Origin of the sequence: Faecalibacterium prausnitzii (assembly GCF_003287405.1) — a bacterium.
GTDB classification, from domain to species: domain Bacteria; phylum Bacillota; class Clostridia; order Oscillospirales; family Ruminococcaceae; genus Faecalibacterium; species Faecalibacterium intestinale.
On record NZ_PRLD01000001.1, the window covers coordinates 227,733 to 254,468 of the forward strand.

Genomic DNA, 26,736 nt, shown 5'->3' on the forward strand with positions numbered 1-26,736 from the left:
CATCACCCTCCCAGAAGATTTTTCATCATATACCCGGCCATAGCCTGTGCATATGCCTGTTTAGGAACATCCGCCGCACCATTCTCTTCCAGCAGCTCTTTGATGCTGTGTTCGCGTCCCGCGCCGTCAATGGCCCGAACTCTGGTACTGCCGCGATTGACCGTCACCGTTTTCTTATCGCGCGGGTGGATGCCGAACGGAAGCTGGAAACCTTTCTCAAACCCCCAGAGGTGATAGCAGTCGCAGACGTCCACCAGCCGGTCCTGCGTTGGGAACACTTCGACGGCAACTCGCTTCTCGCCGAACAGGTCGTTTTTAATTTCCATCTTGACGGCCCACGGGATATCCCCGCTGCCGTCACTCCGGCCAACGCCCTCTGCCGCCGTAATCGTGACGTGTTCGACCTTGCCCCATTCCGTGCGGAGCAAGCGAGACATCACGCTGTACTTCTGGTCTTCGCTGATCCATGCCCGATCCATCTCCCTCATCCAGCCGTGATAAGGTACTCCCAGCTCTTCAGCTGCCTGTTTCGGGGTAATTGTTTCAGTCCATTTCATTTTTTCTGCTCCTCTCCAGCTTCTTTCATCAGGTATGGCGTGTCGCTCATGTTTCCAACCACTTTTCCAATGTAGAGCAACGCCCGAAGACAGCACGGGTTGTAGTCGCGTGAGTTCTTGCCGGCAATCTTTGCGTAGAACCCGATATGGCCCACGCCATAGGCAATGTACTCACCAAACTCCACAGAGAAAATCCGCTCGTTGGGGCCGGTGGTTTTGATGATGTCGCCCTCAAAGACCATCGTTCCTTCCATGTCCTTTACGCCAGTGCTCATGCCGATTGTAAATGGCTTGACCAGATGGGCGTATGCCGGCTCTTGCTCGGAGTTGATGTACCAGCCCTCACCCGGGCGGCTGTTCTTCACGCCCGGGGAGCGAATCAGGAACCCTTCATGCCAAGTGCCATCTGGGGACTGCCCGCGAAAAGTTCTACCTTGCATCATGCTTCCCCCCTAACCTTGACAGGAAGCACCAGCGCTTCATACTGCGGCTCAATCAGCTTTACGGGGGACAGAGGGCCGACCACCCATGCGCTGACCTCGTCTCCTTCCATCGACTTCAAAGCCTCGCTCAAAAATTCCAGATTAAAGCCGATTCGCAAGGGGTCTTCCAACTTTCCGCTAAAGGAAAACTCCTCATTCATTTGCGCGATCGTGCTGCGCATTGATGCTCTGCCGGTGCCGCCGGGCTCCAGATCCATTACCAGAACGCTCTTTTCCTTTGCGTCTGCAGACCGGGCCAGCTTGACGCGACCCAGAACGCCCAGCAGTTCTTTTCTGTCAAGCGCAATTCGGGTTCCTTCATTTCTCTGGGCCACAACCTTACCATAGTCCAAGAACGGTTCCGCAATCAGGCGGGACCTCACCTCGAAATTGCTGTCACTGAAAACAGCCTTTTTTCGGTCACGCACAATTTCCACGCTACCATCCATAGAAAGCGTATCAACTGCCTTTGCCGTGGCCGCAGGAAGCGTAAAGCGAAAATCACCATCAGCTGTGCAATTGATTCTGGCAATCGCCATTCGGTATCCATCCAGCGCACAGATTTCCAGCACATCCTCGCCTTTCCGAGAGAAGCACAGGCCACGGTGCGCAGGGTGTTTTTCGTCCTTCGACACCGCATAGAGGACTTTGGAGATTGCCCAGCTTAAATCGTTGGCCTCCACGATACACCGCTTTGCATCATTGCCCGGGCCAGAAAACTCCGGGTAGTTCTCTGCCGGCGTTGTGTTCAGGCGTGCCCTGGCCGTGCCGGATTTCACGGTAAGGATTCCTTTATCGGCCTCGATGCTGATTTCCGGTGCTACTGTGCCGCTGATAAAATCAACACCGCGCGGTGGAACCACCACATCCTGCTCAACCGGTTTGGACAGACCAGCACGGACGCTCAGTTCCAGATTGGTGGCGTATGCATTGGAGCCGCTCAACAGGATTCCTGCATCATCGGTGCCCACCGCCCGAACCTCCGGCACCGCCGTGCGCAACTTGGAAAACAGCGCTCCAAGTTCGCTTCGCTCAAACTTCATCTTCCTTTTCTCCTTTCTCAAAGTGCTTCATGCTGAATTTTCCATAGCATTCAGGGCACATATAAGCCACCCGCTCCGGGTTATCGCCACGCTTTCTGCGCAGGAGCAGGGCGTACATTTCCTTCATAGGCCGGTACTTGCCGCAAACGGTACAATGTTCCCACAGCCGCTTTTTCTGCTCCACTGTCGGGATTTTCTGTAAAAATGCCGCAGGCTTTTCCCGGCGCATATTCTCAGCGCCCACTATGCTTTCCATGTTGCTCCGCATAAACACCGGCGTACCAGCTGCATCTGCCGATGTCAGAATGTCCTGTATCCATCCAGCCTTTGGAATAACCTTTTTGGCATTTTGGCCTGTTTCCGCTCCAATAACTGCCCATTTCAGCTTTCGGAACGTTTTTGTTGCATCGCCTTCAAACGGTCCGAGAAGCGGCTCTATGGCTACGAACGTATTATACTTTTCGTTTGCCCACACGCTGTCTGACAGAATCGTTGCGGTAGAGCCGTACCAGAAATTGTTTTTCTGTGGAAGTACCCCATGGTTTGCAAGGTTCTGATATCTCACCGGATACTGCGTCAAGAAAATGTACTGGTGCTGGGGTGCCATTTCGGCCGCAGCGAATACCTGAAGGATCCAATCTTCCGGCACCCACGGACCAAACAAGTCACCATCCGTGCATACCATGATGGTTGAGCCTACCTTGACCTTTTGTGGCCAATCCATACGATACCTATGTATCGTGGGCATAAATCCGGTTGGGTTGTTCAGAAAGCGGTTATTCGTGGTTTCCCATGGAGCGTCCAACTCAAAGAGGTTCGCTCCGACCTGCCGAACCTTCGGACGTTCTGCAAGATTTCGTCTCCAATCGCTGGCAAAGCGTAAAGCGCTCTTTTTTGCGTAGCAATATCGGCAGTCTTTCAGACATCCTGTTACAGGATTCCATGCGTAATCCGCCAATTCGTTTTTTGTTCTGTTCACCGATAGATCCTCCCCGACTGACTGTCGATCAGGACAATGCGCTCTGCAATCTCAAACCCTGCGGCATCTGCCACATACCGCAGAACGTGAATAAGATCATGCACCCGTTTCTCGTCCTTCTGGATGTTATTTTCAGCACGCGCCCGGGTGGGGTCCGGCGCACCGCTGGGGTTGTGTCCTTTGCGGGTATCAGGCATTGCTATCCCCCTTGTCCAGAATCATATAGTACTCGTACTGGGTGCCCGGGTTGGCGTTTGGACGGCGGCGCACGATGTCAACCCGATACCCCGCTTTCAGGAGCAACCGTCCCAACTCTAAGCGTTCATCTTCCGAGAGTCCTTTTGCCTTAGACGGCGCAAGGGAAAGTTCGATTTTAGCCAACACGCTTTTCTACCTCCATCAGGTCGTGCATCAGCTCGTCAACCAGCAGCTTACCGGCATTCGCGCCTGTGCGAATAATGTTTCCGTTTTCCTTTAACTCTGCAAACTCCTGTGCACGGATTTCTTTGGACTGCTTTGCAAAAGAAATTTCCGATGCTGTCATTCGGCCTTGCACCACTTGCTGCCATTCCTCGATGAACGGCTTGGCATCTTCCAGATCTGCATACTGGTCGTTGCTATAACTGCGTTTCTGCCGAACTGTACCGCCCGGCTCCACCTCCAAGGTGTACCACGGCGTATTGGGGTCAGACTTCTTTCGCAGGAAGAAAATGTAGCTTTCCCGAACAGAAATGCGCTCAAAGTATCTGGTTCCGCGCTGGATGCAGTGGTCAAGGAACTTACTCTCCTGCAAAATGTCCTTTGCGCCCTCCGGCACCCGGATAATGTACTCCGCTCCATCGTACTCGTAGATTTTACGGATCTTCTTGTAGATATTTTCGATATGGAACTGCTTTTCCAGCTGTTCCGCTTCCCTTCTGATAGAGTGTTGCGTGCCTTTCATGGCTTCCATCCGGTGCTGTTTATTACGCTCCAGCACGAGATCATCATGCCGGCGTTTCAGGTCAAGCGGGAACATTACGCTCTCAAGCTGCATATTCATACCAGCTTTCTCAGCCATGTCCAAGTAGTCAGACCAATCCTGTGCAACTCTAAGTGCGATATGACCGTTGTAGCTACCCGTGATTCGTCTTGTTTGCTGGCGGAGATATTTCAGGCTTCGCGTCATTCCGCTTTTCTGTAATGTCTTGGCCATTCCTGAGAGATTTCGGATGTTGGCCGTCATTGCCATGTTCTTTCCATTGATTGCAAGGCCGGCATCTTTCCATTCCAGCGCATTATCCACCTCTCGAAACGACTTTTTGCTCTGCGAGACTGCGGCCAACTCCTGACGATTTAAGCCAAACACTCCGTAGTAGGTCTTTGCGCGAAGATTGATGCGTGTGCCGTGCTCATATCTGTCATACACCTGAGAGCACAGCGCATCAGCCCAGCCCGTTTTGACAAGGCTTTCAGCCATCGGATACCGATTCACGATTTCCCACTGACGAACTTCCCATGGAAAATTGAGGTGGTTATCGTACTGGTACATCCATTCAGATTTCAGCACTTTCCGAACATCATTCTCAAATTGGTCGGTGTGGGACGCCAATGTGTACGGCTGATACGGGCCAGAGGGGGCCAGCAGCATCGCGGACAGCTTTGGGCGCTGGCACATGATATACTCAGTTTTTTCGCCCCAACTTCGTTTCCACTGCTTGATGGACTTTCCGTCCGTCCACCAGATTCCACGGCCATGAAATTCCGGTTCTGCCCGATGATTGCTGAAATCGAAGTACACCAGATAACGGCGAATCCAGATTCCATCCCCCTGCGGCTTGCACCAAAGGAATGTCCTTGCGGCCCATAACCTTTTGACCGAATAGCGGGTATTGCGAACCCGCATCTTCTCCCCGCAGCACTCGCACACCGCTGTGCTCTTGTGCTTGAGCAGTTCTGACGGCGTATATTCACCACCGCAGCTATCGCACCTTGCCCGCTGAATTAAGATTTTCTTCTCAACGCCGCCGGGTTCGATTACGCCCTGTTTGTCATTGGTGACCCAGAGAAAGCCCGCATCACTGCACACCTTCAAAACTTGTTTACTGAAATCTTCCGGCGGCTCCGGCAGATTTTCAAAGAGCTTCTGGGTCTCAGCCGCCTGTCTGGCGTTGCGCTCTTCGCGTTTCTTCCTGGCATGAGCCGACAGCGCATCTTCTACAATGCCAATCAGATAGCCCGGTCTGCGGTCATCAAAATAGTTTTGCAGGAGTTCCGATTCTCCCTTTGTTGCCGGCACTTCGGTTCTCCATGTCAAACACTGGCAGGGCTTGACCTCAATTTGACGCGGCGAAAGCTCGTTCTTTTTCGGATTCTCATTCCCGCGAAGTTCCCCCGTCCAGTAGCCTCCGAAAAAACGCCACACAACCAGCGGCTTTTCCTTTTTGTCCCAGACGGCCACCGTCAGCACCTTTCCCTTGATGTAGCGACCCACGCCCTGCCCCTCGGCAACTGACATACACAGCGCCGCATCCAACTCTGGCCGCTTCGGCTCCGGCGCATAAAGTTTCAATTCTTCAGCCTTTTTCATCGTGTGCCGCCTCCAAACTCTCCGACGTGTAATTTTTCCCGGGCAAAACCTTCACTCCATCGACCTGTTGAGCAATGCAAGTAAATTCGTTTTCTTCCCGGACGATGAAGCAGAGCCACTCGCCACGTGCACCAGCCAGTTCCTTGCCCTGACCATACGCGATGTGGAACGGTCTCTTGAAGCAATCTTCGAATTTTTCTGCCGGATGCTCAAATACATAATTTGCGTGCATAAGAAGGAACTCGTCTTCTTTCAGCCTGCGAAGCGGTACAATTTCGGTACAGCTACTCCGCGTCCGGTAGTCATCCTCATCGATATCACCGCCAGCTGCGATGGCCCAGAACTCGTTTTTCCCGTCCCAAGCATACCAGTTAAGGCAGTCCAGCGGATCCAGACAGTAATGGAAGCCCGTATTGGCGCATTTTGCCTTTTCGGTCTTGCTCACTTCGCCCGGCTGGTACTGATAGCTGCCATCGCCGAGCGTAGCAATCAGCCCCGGCTTGAATCCTTTGAATCCTAAAATCATCAGAGCCACCCATCCAAGGAAAGCTGCATATCGTCTTCCGCAGGCGTTTCCTTCTTCTTTTTTGCCGGCTTTTTCGCATCCGTTTTCTTTTCTGCTTTGGACGCAGGCTTGGTTGTGTGAGCTGGTGCCGCCTGCTTCGGAACATTGGGGGATGCCTCTTCCGGTTTGACGGTGGCCGGAGCCTGCATCTCAGCTTCCGTAGGCGGTGCGCCAGTCAGTTTGATGTTCATGCTGAACGAAACCTCGGCATTCGGAAAGTAAAACTGCACGGCGCGGCGGTAGGTTTCGAGGTCGGACAGAACTTCGCCTGCGTTGTTGACAACAGCGGCGCAACATTCGGAGAACGTGCGCTGCGTGTTGCAGACGACCTCTGCGAACCGCGGCTCCTGGTCTACAAAGCCAAGCAGTGTCCGCAGAACATAACTCTGCACGCTCTTTGCGGCACGACTGCCCTTGAACAGCTTGTCCTCAGCTTCCAGCTTTGCTTTTGCTTTAGCTCGCCAATCGACGAACTCAACTGTGGTTGTGGTGTGTGTGGTGGAATCCATATTGTCCTCCTATCAGAAAAAGCTAAGTTGCCCACCCTTGCCCTCGGAGAACACCGGTTCCTGTTCCGGCGCTCTTTGCGGCTTTTTAGCGGCTTTTGGCTTTTCCGTGTTCTTTGGTTTCTCGAGTTTTTTAGGGGCTTCAGGGGATTTTTGTGGTTCAGATTTTGGCGCATCTGCAACACGCTCTTTCCTTATCGATTGAGTGACCAGTTCCATCTGCGCCATAAAGATTCGATATTGCCAAACCGAGATCCTGAGCATCGGCGTATACCAGACGTTCCCTTTGTCAACCGGAAGCAGTCCCCTTTTGTCATAAGACACAGACGGGCTTGCAAGCGTATCACCGATGACGACATACCCCGGCATTCCAAGCAGACTCATTTGCAGATAGCACATCATGCCCACGATGTAGTCAATGTCCTGCGCCACAAACAGCACATTCGTCTGATAATTGATGCCTTTCTTTCTGCATTCGTTTGCGAACGCCACCAGCAAGGCCCCAGCGCCGCAGGTCGGATCACAGACCGCAACCCATCCCCTATCTCCGATTTTCTGTTGGAATTCTTCTGTCGGGGTTGTCACAGCGGACATGACCTCGCAAATGTGATATGGCGTAAAGAATTGTCCCGAATGGTCGTTTCCAAGCCCCAAGCACATATACAACTCGCCAAGGAAGTCCTGTTCCGGGTTGTCCTCCAGTGCCACGACCAACAAGGCCAGCATTTCCGTAAATGCTTCCATTTCCGGCCGCGTGTATTTTCCTGCGATTGATAAGTACTGCTTCTCGCGTTCGTCAAAGTGGCTCTGATCTGTCGCATTGGACACCGCAATAGCACTCATGGTGATCCAATCGCTCCAGACCTGCCAGCGTGACCGACCATTGCTCGAAAACACTTCAAACTTTTTTACAAGTTCCTTCTGTGCTTCACCCCGGACATGGCGAACATCACTCCCCATTGGAATCGCCCCCTTTGCCCTGCGGAACATCCTGTTTTTTGAACGGTCTTCTCTTTATTCGTCCAAGGCTGTCAGTAAGACCTAGAATGTTGTTTCCGCTCGGCGTTTCTCGGTCAACCCGATTTCCTTTATTTTTGATGTGAGTTTTTTCCCACTCTGCAAACGTTGTAACGTGCTGCGCCGCTGCCTGATCGAGCAGGCGCTTGGCATAGCACCATGGGTGCTTCGCTTGGTGGCGCATCGCTTCTTCCAGCGTAGCAACCACCAAAGCATCTTCCACCCCGGTTTCTCGCAAATCCCGAAATTCTGCTGCCATGTAGGGCGTAAGCATACTGTCGCATCCAGCCCAGACCCAGTAGCTTTCCGGGGTGTCATCAGGCGGGCCGGTTGATTTTTCTGTGTTTTCCTCAGTTGTGGATTCTTCAAAACCCATTCGGTTTTCTGGGGTTTCCTGATTTTCTTTTGATTTGCGAGGCCTGCCACCTCTGGCACCGTTTGCCCTATTGGCAGCGGCCTGACGCTCGTATGCTTCATTGGAAGCATCGATTTTGGCTTTTATCGCCGCCCAAACAAAGCGCTCATTCCCCAGAAACTTTGGTTCTGAACCAGTTTCCTTGTAATCCATCATAGCCCATAGAATTCGGCCCCGTTCCGCTTCATTGAACGGTTCTAGCAATGCTCTGTAATCCTTCACCCACAGTTTTATGTAATCATTCGCCACGCTCCACCTCCCCTTTCGGTTTTTGATTGAGCGAAAGCACTTTACATAGATGCCGATCCAGCTCGATGCCATAGATATGGTAATCAGCAAACAGGGCTTTTTCTCTGCGGTGCGCTTCTTCATGGTGCCGCCGACAAAGGGCTATCGCGTTCAGCCCGACATGGACGATAGCTTCTCTATCTCGCCCCATGCCCACGCGGTCAACATGGTGCACCTCTGCAGGCTGGTTGCAAATTGCACACCGGCGATTTTCAAGGCAGAGATACAGGTACTTGCCAATATCGTCCGTCTGGGTGAGCAGGCTGTCCTTTGTGGGCACCCCCCAATGGAAGCAAAACTGAATCAGATATGTAATAAACTCTCGGGCCGTGGTCATATCGCAATTCGAGAGGGAGAACCACTCCCGCAGGCAGCGGGAGCAGAAATCCCATTCCAGATAAAGCCGAAGTTCTTCCGGCTCCTGCCCTGACCACAAAGAAATATCTCGGATAATAGCGAAAATCTTGCGGCGCTGGTCTGCGGAAATGGTTCGACCATCATCCAGACGGACTTCTACCCGCCGGGGGCGCTTCTGCGCCAGAAACCGGCTGATGTCTACGTCGGGTTTCAGGACAAGCTTTCCGTTCTCCAGCTTCTCAATTTTCGCTGTCACAATCATGCGCGTTCTCCTTGTCCACATGGACGTGCATCGGAATATAAACGCTGTTTGCTTTCATATTCCGTTCCAAAAAGTCATTGCATTTCGCTTCTGACAGGTGATTTCTGAGCACCTGCAGTTCGTAGGCATACTGCCCAGCTACCTTTTTCTCTTGGATTTTGGCTTGTATATCTTCATCCCGGTAGTTCGATTCTATCAGATAAAGGTCATAGCCGATCGCCTGAATGCCATCCAAATTGTTAGTATCAGTGGCATAAATCACCTTGCCAGACGGAAAATGCACCTTATACCCACAGTTTGGTACGTTATGGGCTAGCATTACCGGAATCACATTGCACAGGCCGTACCCATACAACGTTCGCGGGGCCAGTACATCAATCTGACGCTCCGGCACCCCTGCAGCTATGAGCGGCGGCACCAGCCAGCGGCAACACCCGAAGCGGAGTGTCGGTCGCTCACTGGCAAGCCGCTTGATGGTTCGCTTCTGGAAGTGATCTGAGTGGATATGCGTCAGAAGCACAAGCTTCAGTTTCGGAACATACGGCTCCAACGCCTTATACGGCACGCCGCAGTCTACCAGCACGAAATCTTCCAGAATCGTGGCGTTACCATCGCTGCCGGTGCTGATAATGTTGTACTTGACCATCAGAGTGCCGCCAAATCAACGGCTTCCTCAACGGCATCTGCTTCCGGCTCCGGCAGGTCCATCGTCTTGGCTGTTCGCTCGATTTTGGGCGGCTCCTGCTCACTCTGCCCGGCATCTGCATACTCCGCAGCTTCCGGCAACAGGCCGCTGCCTGTGCTGTCCGGCATCATAACGCGCCCGTCCCGCTCATAAGCTGTGGTCATTTCGGCGGTCATGATGCCCCACTTGGAAATCAGCTGACGCAGCATTGTCTTTTTGCTCATCCCGTCAAAATTCTTATACCAAAAGCTAGAGTACTTCCACAGCTCGTCCTGCGGGATTTCGCCGTTCAGCAGCTTCTTATATGCTGCTGCACTGAACGCCTGACTGTACTTGTCCGCATGAGCCATCATCTGGTCTGCTGTCCAATACAGCGTTTTCTCAAAGCCGTTGATGTACTCGAAGTGTGCAATGTAACCCACCGTCGGCATTGCTGCACGCTTTTCAAAATCTTCGATAAAGTGCATCTCATGGAACCGTTCTTCAAACGGATCCCATCCGCTCAGTTCCCCGGCCTTGACCTCCAGCACATTCAGGCGCTTATATTGGCCAGTCCGCAGTGCCAACTGGATATAGCCCTTATACCCCAGCACAAACTGCGCCTTTACGCTTGCAGGCTCAATCACATTGCCCTGCCGGTCACGCTTCGCCTTGGACTTAAAGGGCACCAGATAGAACTGACCCAACTGGGGCGAAGGCTGCAAGAGCAGGCTTTCGCCCAAAAGGGCACCTGCCAAAATCGTGCCTGGGTTGCATTCCTGCAAGGCCGGATTGACAGCAACGGCGCTAGTGATATTGGCAATGAAGCGAGCGCCGCGCGCCGGATCGCCCAACGTGTTATTCACGAGATTTTTGTACATCGGAGTCTGGATTGCCTGCGAAAAGCGCATTTTCTGCGGCTGCATTGCTTTAGCCATTGTTATTTACCTCCTGATTCTCAATGCCAATGGAATCCATGTACTTCTGGATCTCATCGACTTTGTCATTTACGAAAGACTTCAGTTCCCGCAGCTGGGTCAGAGTGCCGCGGCACTGGAACGTGCGTCCCATAAAAGCAAACTTTGCGTTCATGACCTGTTCCGTGCTCTCCTTCTGGGAGTCCTCAGTCTCCTGCTCGTCCATAACGGGCGGTTCGGTGCCCATGACCTGAGGCGCAGACAGTTCTTCCTCTGCCACATCCAGAACGGCCTTTTCTGCTTCTTGTGCCCGAAGCTGGGCTTCCAGACGCTGCTTGCGCTCGGCTTCTTCCCGGGCAATACGGTCTTTGCGCTGGCTCACGCTGTTAATGGCAACAGCCAAACTTCCGCACAACTTATACTCGGCCATGATCTCCGGGGCATTTTCCATGCCGTTGATGCAGGCTACGTCAGCCGCAACCTTTTCCACATACTCCTTGACCTTGGCTTTCAGGGATTTCAGGCTTGCGGTCAACGTGACTGCAACGCCGACATCCTCATAGGTGACCCACTCAACGCCGCTGGCCTTGACCATCTCAGCAAAGTAATCCTTGACCTTTTTTTCCTTGTCGGCTTTCAGTCCGGCTTCCACGTCCGTGATTTTGCCCTTCAGCGCTTCATCTGCCGGGCCGTACACGTCCGTAACGCATTCTTTGTAAACCTCGTCGAAGTCCTCAAACGGTTGCATGATCTGCTTCTTCACGGCCATGCGCCGGGCATCCAGATCCTTGCGGTCACGGTTCAGCGCCGCCCGGCGCTCCTTGACAACTTTGAGGGTTTCTTCCGTGCAGGCCAGCGAAAGCGCCTCCTTGACGGACTCCTGAGCCTGTGCTTTGATGCTGTGCAGCTGCTCCTTGATGATAGGAAGCTGCTGCACCACAATCAGACTATCTGCCAACGCCGTGGTCTGATTGGTGGTAGTAATTTCCTTTTCCATGTGTACCTCCTGATTTTCTGTATAGAAAAACGGCAGTAGGAACGCTCCTGACCGCCGCTTCATACCTGTTGAAAAAATCAACCGATTGTGCTACAATATGGTTGTGTGTGGTGGAGACCTGCATTTTCCGGCTTGATGTTCCTGCATCAAGCGCCAACGGAATGTGTGGGTCTCTATCCATTTGTAGCGCGCTGGCCGTTCTGGTCAGCGCTTTTTTCGTGTGCGGCGAGTATATCCCACACCGAGAGCTGCCCTACAATCTGGCGCTCAGCGGTGATTTTAGGCTGTGTGGCAGTCCTGATTCTGCGGGGCTTTGCGGGTGCTCGGAGCCGTTTTCCGAACTCCTTGACGTAACACTTCGCGCCGTACCCCACTTCGATTGCCGCTGGATCTGTAATGACCCTGTGACACCGAGCGCACCTTGTCATTCTTCTTCTTTCCTCCAAAAAGCGCCTGCATCTGCAGTTCGTGCATCAGGCGGGATGCAATAATGATTACACCAACAATGAGAATCCACTCCCCGCCGATTGCCCAGTAGCCGCGCCAGCGATATGTACTGGGCAGCTGCCACAAGGCCATAAGCCCACCGGAAATTACGCCGGCCAGCGTGTCCAGCAGTCCAACAACGACCCAGCCCGTCACGGTCAAATGCCTTTCTTTGCGTTTCATTTCAGGTTTGCCCCCTTCATGTAGGTTTCGATCAGTGCCCACTTGCGAACATCCATCGGCTGGTGAACAGCATCTTCCAGTGCTTCTTCGGTTCCGCAGCGGTCACAAATCGTGATGCCCGGAACTTGACGGGAAAGAGCATTGCTGTGTAAGCGCATCTTCATGGTCTGCTTTCCGCATCGAGGGCACGGAAGTACCTGCGCCATTTCGGCGGCAGCATCCTGAACATCCCGATACGTTGCAAAAACTTCGTCCAGCAGCTTCTTCTCGGTGTGCATCTGAATCATTTGCGCCATCTTATGAAACATCCCTTTCTCCTTCCAGCAGCCCTACCATTGCGTTCCACACCTTGTCCGTGTAGGCTGTGCTATACGTGCCAGCAGACCAAGCCTTTTTGGCTCCGGTTGCGCCAAGGTTATAGGCCATCAGAGCGCAATTCACATTGCCCTCGTACTCGCTGAGATACATACCCAGCATATAGCACCCGGCCTGAATGTTCTGGCGGGCATCCAGCAAATCCGTTATGCCAAGTTCATCTTTGAGCCACCCGGCGTTGATGCTGTTTATCTGCATCAATCCATAATCCCCGGTAGAGCTGTGCGCCGCCGGGGTAAAGCCACTCTCGACCTGCATGACAGCATAAGCCAGTTCCAAGGGCACATCGTAGAGGTCGCACATTTTCTCCGTGTAGGACTGTAGTTCCGCATCCAGCGGCACCTGATATGTAACCGGCTCATACGGAACCGGGTCCTGACGAACGCATTCAACCTGCTCGATCTCGGCCACCACCGGTACCGTAACCAGCGTTTCAACCGGCGGCTTCTGCTGGAAAGCGAACGCCGCGGCGATGTTTCCGACCACCAGAAGCTGCGCCGCTGCCGCCGCTGCCAGCGGCACGAGCGTTTGTGCTTTCATCCTCCTGCACCTCCCCCAAAAGACCAAAGCGTTCCATCGCATACCGCCGGGGCACCCGGCCGGGAAACGTGAGGTTTCCCCTTGCTTCCAGCTCCCGATTCATCTGCTGGATGTACTTATATGCCCGGGACTTGCCACAGCCAACCAGTTCCGCAACCTCTGCACAACCGATGAAATACGACTCTTTGCTCACGACTGCCGTCCTCCTTTCGAAAAACGCATATTGTTCATTGCCACATTCAGGTCGTTGGCCAAGCACATGATTTCGTCCCATTCGGCTTGCTCGCTCTCAGCGATCTGGCCATCTGCGGCGATTTCTACCATTGCCTCCCGCTTTGCACAGAAGCGCTGAACCGCCGCCAGAACGCCCAGCACAGCTTCCGGCAGGTCTTTCAACTGGATCTCAGGCACGACCCGTTTGCCGAGATCTGATGTCAACCGCAGATGCTGCACGGCCAGATATGGGGCTTGATACACGTCACACATGGCGCTCGCTACATCGCTGGGCACTGGACGCTGGCTCTGCTCATAGTCCCGCAGGCTGTCAACCGACACGTTCAAAAGCTGCGATGCTTTTTCCTGCGTAAAACCAGCAGATTTCCGCGCATTTTTGTAAATATTCTGGCTTTCAATCGCCATTTTTTCACGCCGTCCTTTCTGGTATACTTGAGATGTAGGTTAGCTCCGGTACGCCACCCCGCTGATGTTCAGGCACTTTTCGATTGCGCCCTGGACGTTCTCGGACGGCACCAGCACACCATTGACGACTTGGCTGATATGCGAGCGAGAAAAGCCCGTTTCCTTTGCCAGTTCCGTAACGGTCATATCGTCATGGTCGATCATGGCCTTCTTGACAGCCACGCACCAATCCGGCATCGTAGTCTTTTTCATGCTTTTTCTCCTTCCTAACAAAGATTTATCTAACAAGTGTATTGAACACTTGTTAGATTTCTGATAAAATGAAAGAGCCAGTACCCACCATTCAACGCGTTCCCCTGTCGTTAAGCGAAGCTGTCATGGGAGCGGCGCTATAACTGCACAGCATCCAACTTGCGGCTGTTGTCCGCTATGCTTTGCAGCGGCGCTTGTCTTTAGGAGGTCAACGTTCATGGTTCGTATTGCGTGGTACGAATGAACCCCTTTGCTGAGAGGTTCTGGGGGAACGCGCTGAATGGTAAGCGCTGTACCCTTTCACTTAACATTTGTTCTGTACAAGTGTATTATAATCCATCAATTGCAACGTTTCAAGCTGTTTGAGCATCAATTGATGGATTTTGTGAGGATACACAAAATGACAACCGAAAATTTGTATGATTCTATCGCCCTTGCGGAAAACATCAAAATTCAGGCAAAGGCACGCAATATCCAGCTGAAGGATATGTACGCCGAACTCGGAATGAGCAAAGGCGTTCTTTCCAACTTGCGAACCGGTCGCATGATTGCCGCCGACAGTCTGGCGCGCATCGCTGACTACTTGGACTGCTCCATGGACTTCCTCATGGGCCGCACCGTTGACCCCGCTGTGCAGCGTATGGAGTTAACAGATGAAGAACGCCAAAAGGTTACAGATTTCCTTCAGTTCATTCTGAGCCAGCGGAAATAATGCTCAGAGCCGCTCCGATGGCTCTATTTTGCGTTTTCTATTCTCCCGCATGGAATTTGCCGTCCGGCAGGATATGCGGCTCAAATCGCTTCTTTGTGGACGTTTGTTCGATTTGGCGAAATCAGCCATCAATGACGAAGTGCGCGCCCTCGGTGATAAGCACCGTACCGCGATGCTCGTCATTGACGATGGTTGTCCGTTTGCCGATGTACTCAGCTGGCAGTTCGCCCCGCTTCACTCGTTCAAGGTTGTACGGAGACGCTTCCCAACGTCCCTTGTAGGACTCTGGGATCTTGCGCCACTCCGCTTTTGTGTAGTGACGCATCAGATCTGCCCCCATTCTTCCCCATTCAGTTCCATCCAGCCGTAGGGGTCGCAGTACCACCAGCTGGATGCACCATTCTCGGTGAGCCGCACGATATCGGACACGCTCATGCTGTGGCCAGAGAAATCAACGGGTCGATTCGACCCGTTGAAGAGTGCGAACAGGCGAAGAAGCATCCTGACCACTTCCGGGACAGACGGAATCTCACCGCCGTATACCCGGCGGTAGTTCTCCCGGTGGATGCCGCCCAGCTGTGCGGCCTGATCGGATGCCATGAACCGCAGTTTTACCTGCTCCATGGTGTCCTCTTTCAGCTGGTAGATCTCATACTTCATGTTGATTGTCCTTTCTGTGTCTTGAGGTCAAAAGTCTTTTTTGTATCTCGGATGCTGGGAAAGTTCATCCATGCGCTCAAGCGCAACATGCTGCCCTTCGGGGGACATGATTCTGAAATAGCGAAGAAGCTGCTGTTCCTCTCCGGACAAGCTGTTGTCCTCGTATTCCCCAACTTCCAACCAGCGAGCATCAACGCCCAAGGCATCGGCAAACTTTTTGATGGTCTCCGGCTTTGGATTTATGATATTTCGTTCGTACTGGCTAATAGACTGCGGCGTTACGCCCATTTTCTCGGCCAGTTCCGCTTGTGTCACGCCTTGGCGTTCCCTCGCAATCTTGATTCTGCTGCCGGTGCTCTCTCCTAGCCCCATGGATGGAAGAAACGCACCAACCGGCATTTCAAGTGCATCTGCTATTCTTTTTAGCATTTCGATTTTCGGAACGATCTTTCCCGACTCGTATTTCCGCACTGCCGAATCAGCCATGCTGCATTTTTCGGCAAGTTCTTTTTGCGTCAGCCCTCGAATCTTGCGCATCGCCTTGATTTGTTTACCTATCGACATTCTTGTCACCTCCTTTAGCTTGCGGTGTTGGTTCCCGCGACCATCTTCGTGATGCCACGAAAATGGTTTCGGCCGATACCGGCGGCCATCATCAGGCGGGGTCTTAGTAGTCCGGTCTTTCATCGCCCAGTGTCTCCCATGTCCCACCGGGGAGAAAGAACTCCGCTGTACGATCTTCAAGCGCAGCCACGAAGTTCTCCCACCTCGGCCAGCGGACTTCATAGCCGTTGACGATCATATACGTGAAGCCCTCGCTGCGGTACTTGCTCTCCAAATGGCTCTCTTCCAGCTGAAAAAGTGGAATGGACTTGTTTGCAATCTTTTTCATCGTTCAGACCTCCAATTTGATTAAACGTCAAGGCTGACCGAATGATATGCGAACCAGTGCCCGCAGCGGCGGTGCAGCTTGTACCAGTTTGTGAAGCGCTGCCCAGAGCAGTCATAGGCCGTCGGGTAAAACTCGTAGTAGCGGTTTTCCCGGAACCACTCGGCCGCATCGGTCTTGCTGGCCTTGTCCAGTTCGTTCGGGAGCTGCACCAGCTCAATGTAGCCATCAATGCCGCGCTCCTCGACAATGCGGCTGTCAGGTGCCGGGCGGTTGTTGTAGGCCCGGATCTCCTTCTTGATGCTGACCATAAAGGCGGCCATGCCGGACTTCTGTTCGACGGTGGTGGGAACGTCGTCCCGGATGAATGCCAGCAGGGTGTAAGCGTCTCTCAGCTTCTCGGCGTCGGTGATCTTAAACATTGTCTTGTCCTCCAATATTGTTTAGAATTCGTTGAAGTCTCCAGCATCGAACAGCAGGCCGCTTCTGAATTTCAGGCTGAGCTTGCTTTCAGGGGGCTTGCGCTTGAAAACAGGCTTTCCGTTCACCAACTCTGCATACACGGAAAAACTGCAGCGCGTACCTTGGAGAGTGATGTAAACACCGTTCTGATAAGCACGGAGTTCGCCAAGTTCCAGTCCCCAAGAAGTGGTAAACTCAAGGTTTCGGCTCAACGCATTGTGGAGAGATGACTTCTTGTTGTCCGGCATCATCCTGAAAAGCTCCAGCGCTTGCTTCTCGCAGTGCACGTTTTTGATTTCCATGGTTCAGCCCTCCTCAACGACCCATCCGGCACAATAGCCGGGATCGCGAAGCCTTGCCTTTGCAAGTGCTTCATCGAACGTCCGGGCACGAACCCGGACAGGCGGCAGGTCGCCGCCCACGATTTCCCATGTAGCCATGGGTGCTACAAATCTCTCCATGTTGTTTTTCCTTTCTGTCTAACAGGTGAATGAATCATTTGTTAGATATATTATAATCTCACAAAAGTGAGATATCAATACGATATTCTCATTTTTGTGAGATTCATGCTTTTGCACAAAAAGGTGGTGTTCTATTTGTTGTTTTGGGAACGTTTTTATCGGATGTGCGAAATCCGCGGAACAAAGCCAAATCCGCTTGCCAAAGAGCTTGGCATCTCATCTGGAGCTGTCACGCGCTGGAAGAATGCAGAAGATCCTCCGTCTGGAAAAACACTCATGCTGCTTGCGGACAAACTGGACTGTTCCGTTGACTACCTGCTTGGCCGCACCGATGATCCTGTTCTTCATCAATTGGATTCGTCCTCGTCATCAGCCTTATAACGCGCGCCCGCGCGTTATGAAGACGATAGTCTTCATATCTTCTTATTCTTTTTCTTCTTCTTTTCTTAAGAAGATGGGTTTTTTCGGTTTTTAAAAAACCCAATGGGTTTTCACATTTCATGCACATTTAGAAAAACAATCGATTTATCAAGAACTATTTTGAATTCAATTTTGATATTTGACCTTCAAATTTGACTTTTCGACCTTGAATTTCACTTTTATGTTCGTGTTTTTCAAAACCCAAAAAAGCGAACGTAACCGAAGAAACCCATTCGGTTTTTTCGGTTTTTGAAAAAGGCGGGGTTTACACCCCGCCAGGAACCACCTTGGAGATAACGAGCCTCCCGGCGAATCGCTGAAACTTTTCCGGTGAGCGAAACAGCTTCTCGAAATAGGCTGCATCTTCTTCCCGCAGATCCGCGAAGTCCTCTGCCGAGAGCCCAACTACCAAGAACGTGCCGGCAATGATGTCGTAGGGCTTACCATTCTTGTACAACGCCCGGTTCAGTTCAAGCCCGCAGCACTTGCCCTCCTCATTGCAGATCAGGCCGACCGGGCGGCGTTCATCCGGGTAAATCACCTCAATATAGCCGCCTACGAGGCTCTGCAGGCTTGCAAGTTCGTTGGCAATGTTAATGCGTTCCGGGGCTTTGCCCGGCTCAATTTTCAGTGCTTTCATGGCTTAATTCTCCTTTCTTGCTTTCAGCGGTTCGCCATTCCATGCCACGCAGTACGGGTGTGCATCCAGATCAGTGCCGTGCATCCAGCCGCCCTGCACAGCCATTGCGGCTTCCACCCGGTACGATTCCCGGGTGCGACTCCGCTTGACGTTCTTGTACAGAGCCCCGCCGTGGGACTTCTGGAACGCTTTGGCTTCATCCTCGGTCTTAAAAAACTTGTTGCAATACATAGTCAATCCTCCTGTGTTTCAAACGTGTTGGTTCCGGTCATGTTACTGTGGTTCAGTCCTCCTTTCTGTTCAGCTGGTACCCAGTGCCGCGATAGCTGATGATGTACCGGTAATCCGGCGTGCGGAATACCTCAATGCGGCTCTTATCCACGTTCTTGATGCCCAGTTTCCGGCGAATGAACGGAACGGCAATCTTGATGGTTTGGGCGTTGGTCATGTCCTTATTCTGGCGGCTCGGGCATTGTGCATAGCGGCGCATCCGTACCTTGCTAACGGCTTCCGCATCCGCTTCTGTGCCATAGAACTTGTTGGAATCTCCATATCCATTCACTTCGTAGAAGCGCTGGCTGCTGACCGGCTCCAGACGGTTATTCCAAATCGTGTTGACGCAGTAAGCCACATCCCGACGTACATTCTCTTTCTCGGCCACACGGCCAACAAACAGTTCCGTTCCCTGCTTATCCCAGCCATCGGAAAAGGTTCGAAGCAGAACTCGAATTATCTCCGTGCCGTTGGTCAGATCAACCTTGGCAGTTTCACCTTGGCTCCCACTCATGCTCGCTGCGTTGAAGTGATATCCACGCGCCAAGTACTTGCTTACCTCAGCGGTGAACATTTTGTTGATGTCTGCATACGTCATAATCGAATCCTCCTTATCGAACAATTGTACAACCGGCGTATTTAAAGTTCTTTGCCGCCACTGCAACTTCAGACAGATGCTTTGCGAACTCTGCTACTCTCTCCGGGGTTGCTTCCGGGCAGCTAGCCGAAATGCTAATCTGCACCTTTTCGCCTGAAACCAAGCCAACTTCGATGCACTCATCCAGCGTGTCAATCTGCTTTGTGAAATCATGCATCGCCCGGCTCAATTCGCTGTATTTTACTGTTCTCATTGTCCTGTCCTCCATTGGCTCTTGCAATCTAACAAATGTTTGATTGTGATTATATAATAATCCAACACTTGTTAGAGGACAAGACCGCAAAGCAAACATTTGTTAGATTTCAGCACCGTGCACAAGATTCTTAGAAGAAAGCTGGTAAAACGTATGACGGTTACAGTACAACGCATCGTCGATCTGACCGAACACTATGGCACATCAGGCGCTTTTATAGCGCGCCTATGTGGAAAGAGCCGTTCTCTAATTGCAGGTTGGAAAGACGGCAAAGCCGCCCCTACCGACTCGGACCTAGCAGCCATTGCAGACCTTTATGGGGTATCTGTCGCCTATCTTCGCGGAGAGGTAGACGTACCGGAGTCAAGTGTTAAGAACGCCTTACAGCAGCAGCTTTTAGACAGCGTTCAGAGCCTGGCCGATGATGAAATGCTAAAGGTTATAGAATACGTTCGCTTCCTGAAATTTCTGGATGCAGAACAAAAGGCAGACCCCCAATAAGGGAGCCTGCCCATGCTGAAGGATGCGTTACTGCTCCTTCAGCTGCCCGATGTACTCAAGCACCTGCCGGATCTGTTCAGGGGGTAAATCCTTGATTTCGTCCCGCAGAACTTCATCCAGCACTTCTCCGTGCTTCGGGTGTTCATCCGATGCTGCCATGTGCCATCACTCCTTCCCGGCTTACAGATAGGCCATTGAAAGAGTATGACATCTGTACTTTGCATTTCCAGCTTTTGGAAACATATACCAATGCTCGTGATAAAATAACAGGAAAGGTTATGGTGTGATATGGGATTCAGGTATAGAAAAAGCATTCGGCTTGGTGGTGGGTTCCGCATCAATATTTCTGGTAGCGGTGTTGGATACTCATGGGGTGTTCCCGGGTATCGAATCACCAAAACAGCGAACGGAAAAATCCGGCAAACCGCCTCCATCCCGGGAACCGGACTGAGTTATTCGACCGAGGAATCCATTTATAAATCTGCACGAAAAAGCGCTCTAAAAGAAGAACCATATACAGATACGGAAGTTATTCAATCTACCGACCGCGCAGACTATAAAGATTCCGACTTCAAGGCGCTTATGAAGCGAATCAACCGGGTTTGCTTTCTCAATAAAGCCTCACTTATCGTTGGGGCTATCGGCCTGCTCGCTTTCATCGTTCTTCATACACCGCAGCGGCTTTTCCTGACCATTTTGTCATTCATCGTATTTCTCTATGCCCACTATATTGCTCCTGTAAATTTGGAATACGACTTCACCGATGAACAGTTTGATGCCTACGAAGAATGGTATAACGCCTGGCGTAAATTATTTGCCTGTGATACCGTTTTCTATGTACCCGAAACCCACACCAACAGCAGCGCAAAAAAGAATGGCGGTGCCGAGAAAACCGTATCCGAAGAAAAAGCTCTCGGAATGCCTGCACTCCCCTATTTTCTCAGAACAAATGTGCCTGTTTTTTCGGCCGCTCTGAATAAGAAGGAGTCCATTTATATTTTCCCGGATAAGGTGTTCTATCTCCACAATAGCAAAATCAGCGCATACGACCTTTCGGAGGTCTCTTTCAATGTCGATTCTGTCAACTGTGTCACGGATCAGGAGCATCTACCGGCGGATAGCAAGGTGGTCAAAGAAACTTGGCTCCGGGTCAATGCCGATGGTTCCCCCGACCGACGCTATAAGAACAACAAGAAATGCCTTGTCTGCGAATACGGCAGGCTGCGCATCCGCTCTGACAGCGGACTAAATATTTATTTTCTGCTTAGCAATTCCGACAACGTAGACCAGTTCAAGGCAATTCTTCCACAATAAAAAAAGACCCCGGCCATTATAAAAATGGTCGGGGATTTATAAACTCTTCAGGAGGTATATTCTATGCCCTGCTATAAAGACGAAAAAACGGGAACTTGGTATTGCCAGTTTCGATATACTGATTTCACCGGAGCGCAGAAGCAAAAGCGCAAGCGCGGCTTCAAAACCCGCCGCGAAGCGCAGGAGTGGGAGCGGGAATTTCATCTGCAGAAAGCCAAAAGCTGTGATATGACACTTGCCAGCTTTGTGGAGTTATACTTCAACGACCGGGAGCATCATGTCCGTGGCACCACAATGGACACTAAGCGAAATATTTTTGACACCAAAATTGTTCCGCTTCTCGGAAATCGGAAAATGAACGAAATCACAGCCCTGGACATTCGAGACTGGCAACAGCGGGTCAAGGAGATGGGCGAAGCCACTGGTCTGCCGTATGCTGAAACGTATCTCTATACCATTCATGCACAGTTGACTGCCCTCTTTAACTATGCCCAGACATTCTACGGTCTGCAATTCAATCCGTGCGATGCAGCCGGCTACATGGGGTCCTCTATCGCCGGTGAAATGCTTATCATCACAAAAGACCAGTACGAGATTTTACGAAAAGAATTTCGCAATGAGGCCTATCTTCTGGCATTTGATATTCTATTCTGGACAGGATGCCGTGAAGGTGAAATGTTGGCGCTGCTGCCGAAAGACCTGACTGATGATGACCAGTTGCGAATCTATAAAACTTATCACCGGAAAAAGGGTCAAGACATTCTCGGCCCCACCAAGAATAGCAAAAAGGGCGGCAACAGAAATGTGCCTATCCCCCATTGGCTGGCAGAAGAATTTCGTACCTACTGTTCTAAACTATACGGCCTGACCCCAGATGACCGGGTATTTTACATGACCTGTACAGCCCTCAACAAAGAATTGACCCGCTGCACCCAGATAACCTATCTGCCGGACATTCGTGTCCACGATCTTCGGCACAGCCACGTTTCTCTCTGTATCGAACTTGGGTACTCTATTGTTCTGGTGGCCAAGCGGATCGGGGATACTGTTCCTGTTGTCATGCGGACATACGCCCATCTGTACCCCAATAAGCAGCAGGAACTCGTGTCAAGGCTGGAAACTCTCAGTACTTCCTCTTCCTCCAAGGATGAATCCGATTTGATGCCACTCGTCTAAGCCGAAAACAAATGATGTCACAGCTCGTTTTATGATGTCACGATGTCACAAAAGCCCCAGAAAGTTTCGATTTCTCGTTACTTTCCGGGGCTTTCAAATTATTCTCCGATAATAAACCGCGCTACCATTTCCGGCACATCCAGCAGGTGCTTTTTGCCATAGATGATGTCAAAATGATGTCAGAAGTCGATTTTTGCTCATTTTTCAATCGTAGACACGTTTATTTTTCAGATATTCCATTATTCGAGCTCAATCGTTGCAGGCGGCTTACCGGTGCAATCGTAGAACACGCGGTTGACGTGCTTGACTTCGTTGACGATGCGGCTGGTGACAGTGCCCAGAACATCCCACGGCATATCGTAGCTTTCTGCGGTCATGAAATCAGTAGTGGTCACAGCGCGCAGCGCAACGGCGTAGTCGTAGGTGCGCTCGTCGCCCATAACGCCAACGCTGTGCATATTGGTCAGCGCAGCGTAATACTGGCTGATCTCCTTATCCAGACCGGCCTTGGCGATTTCTTCGCGCCAGATGGCGTCAGCGTCCTGCACAATGGTGACCTTCTCGGGGGTCACCTCGCCGATGATGCGGATGCCCAGACCGGGGCCGGGGAACGGCTGACGGCTGACCAGATACTCGGGCAGACCCAGCTCGCGACCGGCCTGACGGACTTCGTCCTTGAACAGGTTGCGCAGAGGCTCCACCAGTTCCTTGAAGTCCACAGTATCGGGCAGGCCGCCCACGTTGTGGTGACTCTTGATGACGGTGGACTCGCCGCCCAGACCGCTCTCCACCACGTCGGGGTAGATGGTGCCCTGTGCAAGGAAGTCCACCTTGCCGATCTTCTTGGCCTCTTCCTCGAACACGCGGATGAACTCTTCGCCGATGATCTTGCGCTTGCGCTCCGGCTCGGTGACGCCCTTCAGCTTGCTGAAGTAGCGGTCGCGGGCATCCACACAGATGAAGTTGATGTCGAAGCCGTTGGCATTACCCGGGCCAAAGACAGAGCAGACCTCTTCCTTTTCGTTCTTACGCAGCAGACCGTGATCCACGAACACGCAGGTCAGCTGCTTGCCGATGGCCTTAGCCAGCATAGCGGCCAGCACGGAGGAATCCACGCCGCCGGACAGGGCGCACAGCACCTTACCCTCGCCAATGCGCTCCCGCAGAGCCTTGACGTTATTCTCTACAAAGGAATCCATCTTCCAGTCGCCGGAGCAGCCGCAGACGTTGTACACGAAGTTGCGCAGCATCTTCTTACCCTCGGCGGTGTGCAGCACCTCCGGGTGGAACTGCACAGCGTACAGACCCTTTTCGGCATTTTCAACGGCTGCCACAGGGCAGTTTGCGGTGTGGGCAGTGATCTGGAAGCCGGGAGCCGCCTGCTCGATGTAGTCATTGTGGCTCATCCAGCAGATGGTAGAAGGCTGCACATCGGTGAACAGCTTGCTCTCGGTGTTCACAAACACCTCGGTCTTGCCGTACTCACGCTCGGGAGCGCGGCAGACATGACCGCCCAGCAGGTGCATCATCAGCTGGCTGCCGTAGCAGATGCCCAGCACAGGCACGCCCCAGCTGAAGATCTCGGGGTCGATGGTGGGAGAATCCTCCAGATAAACGCTGTTGGGGCCGCCGGTGAAGATAATGCCCTTGGGATTCTTGGCCTTGATGACCGAAAGATCGGTTTTATAGGAATAGATCTCGCAGTAGACATTATTTTCTCGGACGCGGCGGGCAATCAGCTGATTGTACTGTCCGCCAAAGTCCAGCACGATGACAGTTTCATGCTGCATGATGTTTTCCTCCATTTTAAAATGTGTTTTACAGATAAATTTAGTATAGCACATCTTACAACAAAAAGCGACAGTTTTTGTGAAGTTTTCTGTTATTCTATTTTGCGGATCGGATGCCGCAGCACGGTTTTCAGCTTCTCCGGTGCAGTGCGGCGCGGGTCGCCCAGATAGATCTCGTGATGGAAGCGCGTGTCTGAAAAATCCGGGCAATATCCCTGCTCCTCTGCAAACGCATCCAGCTGCCGCAGGGTCTCCGGCTCGGTGTCGTAGGGGCCGATGTGCATACACTGCACGCACAGACCTTCATCGTAGGTAAAAAACTCCACCTTAGAAAAGTCTTTTTTCTTTTTGGCGGTGGCTTCCTGCACTGCCCAGTCAAATTCGACACGGGTGACAAATTCCGGCAGACGGATCATAGAGGTCCAGATAAAGGTTTCCTTGTTGGAAAAATCCACACCCTCTGTCCCGGGCTGATGCCACAGTCCCTCCAGCGGTGGAACAACATATTCAAAATAGCCGTCCATCTTGTGGCTGCCCTTATAGCTCATTTTAATGGTAAACGCAATGCCGTACAGCAGTTCCATCGCTGCCTTGTATTCCCCTGCCGGGTCGTTGGGGTCGCCTTTCCCCTGCACCGCCACAAAATTTATCGCAGGGACGGTAACGATCTGCGGTTTCTTCGTCGGGAGGTAAAACTCTTTATATTCCTTCTTATAATCAAACGGCATCTTTCTTCTCTCCTTCCAGCAGCGCACGCTGCTTCTTTTTGCTGAAGCTGCCCAGTACCAGCCGGTAAGATTTTTCCAGCATCTCCCGCAGCAGTGCGTCCGGTACGTTTCCATCTGCTTTTACAGAGTTCCAATGCACCTTGTTCATGTAGTAGCCCGGAATGATGTCCTTATACTGTCTGCGCAGAAAATCGCCCTCGGCGGGGTCCAGCTTGCAGGTGATATACACCGGCTTTCCCGTGGCATCATCCAGACAGACGGCTGCAAACATTTTGCCGCCGATGTGATATCTTATCCAGTTCCACTCTGCTTGTAAGTCTTTGGTAACGCTAGGCTTTTGCAGAAGCTCTGCGTCAATCCAGCTGTATTTCATGGCGGCACCTCCGTTTTTTCTCAGTATAACTTATTCGGAAGCACTTGTAAACAAAAAGTTGTTGGATTTCACTCGTAATACGTCATCTCTGAAAAATTGACAGCAAAAAGAGCCATCCGCTCAGAAAAAACGAACGGATAGCTCTTGTATTTAACGTTAAAATCAGATGGAAATGGTGTTGCACACATCCACCAGCACGGGGTCAAGGCCCTTGGTCATCTCCAAAGCCTCGTCCACGGGGTAGTCCACCAGCTTCTCACCCTTCATGCCGACGATGCGGTTATACTTGCCCTGCTCCAGCAGGCAGACAGCCTGATAGCCCATGGCAGAAGCATTCACGCGGTCGCGCAGAGTGGGAGAGCCACCGCGCTGCACATGACCCAGAATGGTTGCGCGGGAATCGATGCCGGTGCGTGCTTGGATCTCGTTGGCGATCTCCTGTGCATGACCCACACCCTCGGCCACAATGATGATAAAGTGACGCTTGCCGGTCTTTTGGGTCTCGGCGATCTTATCCAGAATGTCGCGCTGCATATCGAATTCCTTCTCGGGCAGCAGCACAGCCATAGCGCCGGAGGCGATGGCCACGTTCAGAGCGATGTAACCGGCGTTGCGGCCCATGACCTCGACCACACTGCAGCGGTCGTGGCTCTGGGTGGTGTCGCGCAGCTTGTCGATCATTTCCAGCGCGGTGTTCATGGCGGTATCGTAGCCGATGGTGTAATCGGTGCAGCCGATATCGTTATCAATGGTGCCGGGCAGGCCGATCATGGGGATGCCGCGGTGTGCCAGTGCGCGGGCACCGCGATAGGAGCCGTCGCCGCCGATAACGACCAGCGCATCAATGCCCAGCTCGCGGCACTTTTCAGCGCCCTTATCCTGACCTTCCTTGGTCTTGAACTCCAGGCAGCGTGCCGTATACAGAATGGTGCCGCCAGCAGAGATGATGTTAGAAACGCTGCGCAGGTTCATTTCAAAGCACTCGCCGTTCAGCAGGCCATTGTAGCCGCGCTGAATGCCGATCATACGGAAGCCCTTATGCAGGCCGGTGCGTACCACAGCGCGCACAGCAGCGTTCATGCCGGGAGCATCACCACCGCTTGTAAGCACGCCAATCGTTTTGATTTGCTTTTCCATACGAGAGATTCCCTCCAATTTACAGTTCAGTTCTTCATTTACCCTTTTGCCTGTAACCTCTTCTTCCCGAAACAGGCTTGTTGCTTTGCAACAGCTTTGATTCGCCTTTAATGATTATAGCACACCATCCAGACAAATTTCAATAGGGTTTTGAGACTTTATGCAAATCTATGCAGCACGATATAATAGCGTTATATCGCGTTATTTTTGCAGTTTATGCAACTCATCAAATTTAAAATCGCCCCATGCGGTGCCA

The 26,736-nt window shown here is 52.1% G+C and carries 41 protein-coding genes; 5 read left to right on the forward strand and 36 right to left on the reverse strand.

The features are described from left to right. Positions 1-2: 2 nt before the first annotated feature. The 20 genes from C4N24_RS01170 to C4N24_RS01265 form a co-directional block, all read right to left on the reverse strand. A complete protein-coding gene (locus C4N24_RS01170) occupies positions 3-557 on the reverse strand; it encodes a DUF7694 domain-containing protein (RefSeq protein ID WP_112089968.1) in 555 nt (184 codons plus the stop codon). Further along, complete coding sequence (locus C4N24_RS01175) at positions 554-1,000, reverse strand: YopX family protein (protein WP_112089969.1); 447 nt, start codon at positions 998-1,000, stop codon at positions 554-556. Before C4N24_RS01175 ends, C4N24_RS01170 begins: the two co-directional genes overlap by 4 nt. After that, a complete protein-coding gene (locus C4N24_RS01180; RefSeq protein WP_112089970.1) occupies positions 997-2,082 on the reverse strand; it encodes a DNA polymerase III subunit beta in 1,086 nt (361 codons plus the stop codon). The genes C4N24_RS01175 and C4N24_RS01180 overlap by 4 nt, the downstream gene beginning before the upstream one ends. Continuing rightward, entirely contained in the window at positions 2,072-3,061 is a 990-nt protein-coding gene (locus C4N24_RS01185) for a DUF5131 family protein (RefSeq protein ID WP_112089971.1), read from the reverse strand. Before C4N24_RS01185 ends, C4N24_RS01180 begins: the two co-directional genes overlap by 11 nt. Beyond that, a complete protein-coding gene (locus C4N24_RS01190) occupies positions 3,058-3,258 on the reverse strand; it encodes a hypothetical protein (protein ID WP_112089972.1) in 201 nt (66 codons plus the stop codon). Before C4N24_RS01190 ends, C4N24_RS01185 begins: the two co-directional genes overlap by 4 nt. Further along, positions 3,251-3,442, reverse strand: a complete 192-nt coding sequence (locus C4N24_RS01195; RefSeq protein ID WP_146746781.1) for a hypothetical protein — start codon at positions 3,440-3,442, stop codon at positions 3,251-3,253. The genes C4N24_RS01190 and C4N24_RS01195 overlap by 8 nt, the downstream gene beginning before the upstream one ends. Then, positions 3,435-5,630: a PcfJ domain-containing protein gene (locus tag C4N24_RS01200; protein ID WP_112089974.1), complete on the reverse strand. Its 2,196-nt coding sequence runs from the start codon at positions 5,628-5,630 to the stop codon at positions 3,435-3,437. Before C4N24_RS01200 ends, C4N24_RS01195 begins: the two co-directional genes overlap by 8 nt. Further along, entirely contained in the window at positions 5,617-6,156 is a 540-nt protein-coding gene (locus tag C4N24_RS01205) for a DUF7666 domain-containing protein (protein ID WP_112089975.1), read from the reverse strand. The genes C4N24_RS01200 and C4N24_RS01205 overlap by 14 nt, the downstream gene beginning before the upstream one ends. Further along, positions 6,156-6,704 carry a Cas9 inhibitor AcrIIA9 family protein gene (locus C4N24_RS01210; protein ID WP_112089976.1) on the reverse strand — a complete coding sequence of 183 codons (549 nt, stop codon included), beginning with the start codon at positions 6,702-6,704 and terminating at the stop codon, positions 6,156-6,158. The genes C4N24_RS01205 and C4N24_RS01210 overlap by 1 nt, the downstream gene beginning before the upstream one ends. Positions 6,705-6,716: 12 nt before the next feature. Then, complete coding sequence (locus C4N24_RS01215) at positions 6,717-7,661, reverse strand: N-6 DNA methylase (RefSeq protein ID WP_181573022.1); 945 nt, start codon at positions 7,659-7,661, stop codon at positions 6,717-6,719. Next, positions 7,651-8,382, reverse strand: coding sequence for a DUF6291 domain-containing protein (locus C4N24_RS01220; RefSeq protein WP_112089978.1), 732 nt, complete (start codon positions 8,380-8,382; stop codon positions 7,651-7,653). Before C4N24_RS01220 ends, C4N24_RS01215 begins: the two co-directional genes overlap by 11 nt. Next, positions 8,372-9,034 (reverse strand): putative HNHc nuclease, encoded by a 663-nt coding sequence (locus C4N24_RS01225; RefSeq protein WP_181573023.1) that lies wholly within the window; start codon positions 9,032-9,034, stop codon positions 8,372-8,374. Before C4N24_RS01225 ends, C4N24_RS01220 begins: the two co-directional genes overlap by 11 nt. Further along, on the reverse strand, positions 9,018-9,686 hold the full coding sequence (locus tag C4N24_RS01230) for an MBL fold metallo-hydrolase (protein WP_112089980.1): 669 nt from the start codon (positions 9,684-9,686) through the stop codon (positions 9,018-9,020). Before C4N24_RS01230 ends, C4N24_RS01225 begins: the two co-directional genes overlap by 17 nt. Beyond that, the gene (locus C4N24_RS01235) at positions 9,686-10,642 is read right to left on the reverse strand and encodes a recombinase RecT (RefSeq protein ID WP_242983150.1); all 957 of its coding nucleotides are present in this window, start codon (positions 10,640-10,642) and stop codon (positions 9,686-9,688) included. The genes C4N24_RS01230 and C4N24_RS01235 overlap by 1 nt, the downstream gene beginning before the upstream one ends. Next, a complete protein-coding gene (locus C4N24_RS01240; protein ID WP_181573024.1) occupies positions 10,635-11,618 on the reverse strand; it encodes a DUF1351 domain-containing protein in 984 nt (327 codons plus the stop codon). The genes C4N24_RS01235 and C4N24_RS01240 overlap by 8 nt, the downstream gene beginning before the upstream one ends. A 173-nt stretch (positions 11,619-11,791) precedes the next feature. Beyond that, complete coding sequence (locus C4N24_RS15845; RefSeq protein WP_431733122.1) at positions 11,792-12,046, reverse strand: DUF6011 domain-containing protein; 255 nt, start codon at positions 12,044-12,046, stop codon at positions 11,792-11,794. Between the two features lie 237 nt (positions 12,047-12,283). Next, positions 12,284-12,583: a hypothetical protein gene (locus C4N24_RS01250; protein WP_146746782.1), complete on the reverse strand. Its 300-nt coding sequence runs from the start codon at positions 12,581-12,583 to the stop codon at positions 12,284-12,286. 1 nt (position 12,584) lies between these two features. Continuing rightward, positions 12,585-13,202, reverse strand: a complete 618-nt coding sequence (locus tag C4N24_RS01255) for a lytic transglycosylase domain-containing protein (RefSeq protein WP_181573025.1) — start codon at positions 13,200-13,202, stop codon at positions 12,585-12,587. A gap of 189 nt (positions 13,203-13,391) precedes the next feature. After that, the gene (locus tag C4N24_RS01260; RefSeq protein WP_112089986.1) at positions 13,392-13,841 is read right to left on the reverse strand and encodes a helix-turn-helix domain-containing protein; all 450 of its coding nucleotides are present in this window, start codon (positions 13,839-13,841) and stop codon (positions 13,392-13,394) included. A 39-nt stretch (positions 13,842-13,880) separates the two neighbouring features. Beyond that, on the reverse strand, positions 13,881-14,093 hold the full coding sequence (locus C4N24_RS01265) for a helix-turn-helix domain-containing protein (protein WP_112089987.1): 213 nt from the start codon (positions 14,091-14,093) through the stop codon (positions 13,881-13,883). Positions 14,094-14,493: 400 nt separating this feature from the next. Here C4N24_RS01265 and C4N24_RS01270 point away from each other — a divergent pair, with 400 nt between their 5' ends. Continuing rightward, a complete protein-coding gene (locus tag C4N24_RS01270) occupies positions 14,494-14,805 on the forward strand; it encodes a helix-turn-helix domain-containing protein (RefSeq protein WP_181573026.1) in 312 nt (103 codons plus the stop codon). 121 nt (positions 14,806-14,926) lie between these two features. On the opposite strand, the gene C4N24_RS01275 is transcribed toward C4N24_RS01270, so the two are convergent. The 7 genes from C4N24_RS01275 to C4N24_RS15235 form a co-directional block, all read right to left on the reverse strand. Then, positions 14,927-15,130, reverse strand: coding sequence for a hypothetical protein (locus tag C4N24_RS01275; protein WP_112089989.1), 204 nt, complete (start codon positions 15,128-15,130; stop codon positions 14,927-14,929). Then, positions 15,130-15,465, reverse strand: coding sequence for a YodL domain-containing protein (locus tag C4N24_RS01280; RefSeq protein WP_112089990.1), 336 nt, complete (start codon positions 15,463-15,465; stop codon positions 15,130-15,132). The genes C4N24_RS01275 and C4N24_RS01280 overlap by 1 nt, the downstream gene beginning before the upstream one ends. Positions 15,466-15,492: 27 nt before the next feature. Then, positions 15,493-16,029, reverse strand: a complete 537-nt coding sequence (locus C4N24_RS01285; protein WP_112089991.1) for a helix-turn-helix domain-containing protein — start codon at positions 16,027-16,029, stop codon at positions 15,493-15,495. A 103-nt stretch (positions 16,030-16,132) separates the two neighbouring features. After that, positions 16,133-16,357 carry a hypothetical protein gene (locus C4N24_RS01290; protein WP_112089992.1) on the reverse strand — a complete coding sequence of 75 codons (225 nt, stop codon included), beginning with the start codon at positions 16,355-16,357 and terminating at the stop codon, positions 16,133-16,135. 20 nt (positions 16,358-16,377) lie between these two features. Then, positions 16,378-16,776, reverse strand: coding sequence for a hypothetical protein (locus C4N24_RS01295; protein WP_112089993.1), 399 nt, complete (start codon positions 16,774-16,776; stop codon positions 16,378-16,380). A gap of 21 nt (positions 16,777-16,797) precedes the next feature. Then, entirely contained in the window at positions 16,798-17,118 is a 321-nt protein-coding gene (locus C4N24_RS01300) for a hypothetical protein (protein ID WP_112089994.1), read from the reverse strand. A gap of 3 nt (positions 17,119-17,121) precedes the next feature. Beyond that, entirely contained in the window at positions 17,122-17,277 is a 156-nt protein-coding gene (locus C4N24_RS15235; RefSeq protein WP_181573027.1) for a hypothetical protein, read from the reverse strand. A 111-nt stretch (positions 17,278-17,388) separates the two neighbouring features. On the opposite strand from C4N24_RS15235, the gene C4N24_RS01305 reads away from it, so the two are divergent. Continuing rightward, positions 17,389-17,658, forward strand: a complete 270-nt coding sequence (locus tag C4N24_RS01305) for a helix-turn-helix domain-containing protein (RefSeq protein ID WP_181573028.1) — start codon at positions 17,389-17,391, stop codon at positions 17,656-17,658. Positions 17,659-17,962: 304 nt separating this feature from the next. Here the strand turns inward: C4N24_RS01305 and C4N24_RS01310 are convergent, their stop codons facing one another. Genes C4N24_RS01310 through C4N24_RS01325 form a run of 4 tightly spaced genes read right to left on the reverse strand, consistent with a single transcriptional unit; the run spans position 17,963 to position 19,461 of the window. Continuing rightward, positions 17,963-18,337, reverse strand: a complete 375-nt coding sequence (locus C4N24_RS01310; protein WP_112089996.1) for a DUF3846 domain-containing protein — start codon at positions 18,335-18,337, stop codon at positions 17,963-17,965. Between the two features lie 3 nt (positions 18,338-18,340). Continuing rightward, positions 18,341-18,568, reverse strand: a complete 228-nt coding sequence (locus tag C4N24_RS01315) for a hypothetical protein (RefSeq protein ID WP_112089997.1) — start codon at positions 18,566-18,568, stop codon at positions 18,341-18,343. A gap of 52 nt (positions 18,569-18,620) precedes the next feature. Further along, entirely contained in the window at positions 18,621-19,208 is a 588-nt protein-coding gene (locus C4N24_RS01320) for a hypothetical protein (protein WP_112089998.1), read from the reverse strand. A gap of 13 nt (positions 19,209-19,221) precedes the next feature. After that, a complete protein-coding gene (locus tag C4N24_RS01325) occupies positions 19,222-19,461 on the reverse strand; it encodes a hypothetical protein (RefSeq protein ID WP_112089999.1) in 240 nt (79 codons plus the stop codon). 153 nt (positions 19,462-19,614) lie between these two features. On the opposite strand from C4N24_RS01325, the gene C4N24_RS01330 reads away from it, so the two are divergent. Beyond that, positions 19,615-19,962 (forward strand): helix-turn-helix domain-containing protein, encoded by a 348-nt coding sequence (locus C4N24_RS01330; protein WP_112090000.1) that lies wholly within the window; start codon positions 19,615-19,617, stop codon positions 19,960-19,962. Positions 19,963-19,989: 27 nt separating this feature from the next. Here C4N24_RS01330 and C4N24_RS15745 read toward each other — a convergent pair whose 3' ends face one another. Continuing rightward, a complete protein-coding gene (locus tag C4N24_RS15745; RefSeq protein ID WP_263290509.1) occupies positions 19,990-20,121 on the reverse strand; it encodes a hypothetical protein in 132 nt (43 codons plus the stop codon). Positions 20,122-20,250: 129 nt separating this feature from the next. On the opposite strand from C4N24_RS15745, the gene C4N24_RS01335 reads away from it, so the two are divergent. Both C4N24_RS01335 and C4N24_RS01340 read left to right on the forward strand, forming a co-directional pair. Continuing rightward, positions 20,251-21,276: a DUF4236 domain-containing protein gene (locus C4N24_RS01335; protein ID WP_112090001.1), complete on the forward strand. Its 1,026-nt coding sequence runs from the start codon at positions 20,251-20,253 to the stop codon at positions 21,274-21,276. A 63-nt stretch (positions 21,277-21,339) separates the two neighbouring features. Continuing rightward, the gene (locus tag C4N24_RS01340) at positions 21,340-22,452 is read left to right on the forward strand and encodes a site-specific integrase (protein ID WP_112090002.1); all 1,113 of its coding nucleotides are present in this window, start codon (positions 21,340-21,342) and stop codon (positions 22,450-22,452) included. A gap of 239 nt (positions 22,453-22,691) precedes the next feature. On the opposite strand, the gene guaA is transcribed toward C4N24_RS01340, so the two are convergent. The 4 genes from guaA to pfkA all read right to left on the reverse strand — a co-directional run bounded on the left by guaA (position 22,692) and on the right by pfkA (position 26,480). Next, a complete protein-coding gene (guaA, locus tag C4N24_RS01345) occupies positions 22,692-24,242 on the reverse strand; it encodes a glutamine-hydrolyzing GMP synthase (RefSeq protein ID WP_044960590.1) in 1,551 nt (516 codons plus the stop codon). A 92-nt stretch (positions 24,243-24,334) separates the two neighbouring features. Further along, complete coding sequence (locus tag C4N24_RS01350) at positions 24,335-24,970, reverse strand: GyrI-like domain-containing protein (protein ID WP_112090003.1); 636 nt, start codon at positions 24,968-24,970, stop codon at positions 24,335-24,337. Next, positions 24,960-25,343: an MmcQ/YjbR family DNA-binding protein gene (locus C4N24_RS01355; protein WP_112090004.1), complete on the reverse strand. Its 384-nt coding sequence runs from the start codon at positions 25,341-25,343 to the stop codon at positions 24,960-24,962. Before C4N24_RS01355 ends, C4N24_RS01350 begins: the two co-directional genes overlap by 11 nt. A 162-nt stretch (positions 25,344-25,505) precedes the next feature. Continuing rightward, the gene (gene pfkA, locus C4N24_RS01360; protein ID WP_112090005.1) at positions 25,506-26,480 is read right to left on the reverse strand and encodes a 6-phosphofructokinase; all 975 of its coding nucleotides are present in this window, start codon (positions 26,478-26,480) and stop codon (positions 25,506-25,508) included. Between the last annotated feature and the right edge of the window lie 256 nt (positions 26,481-26,736).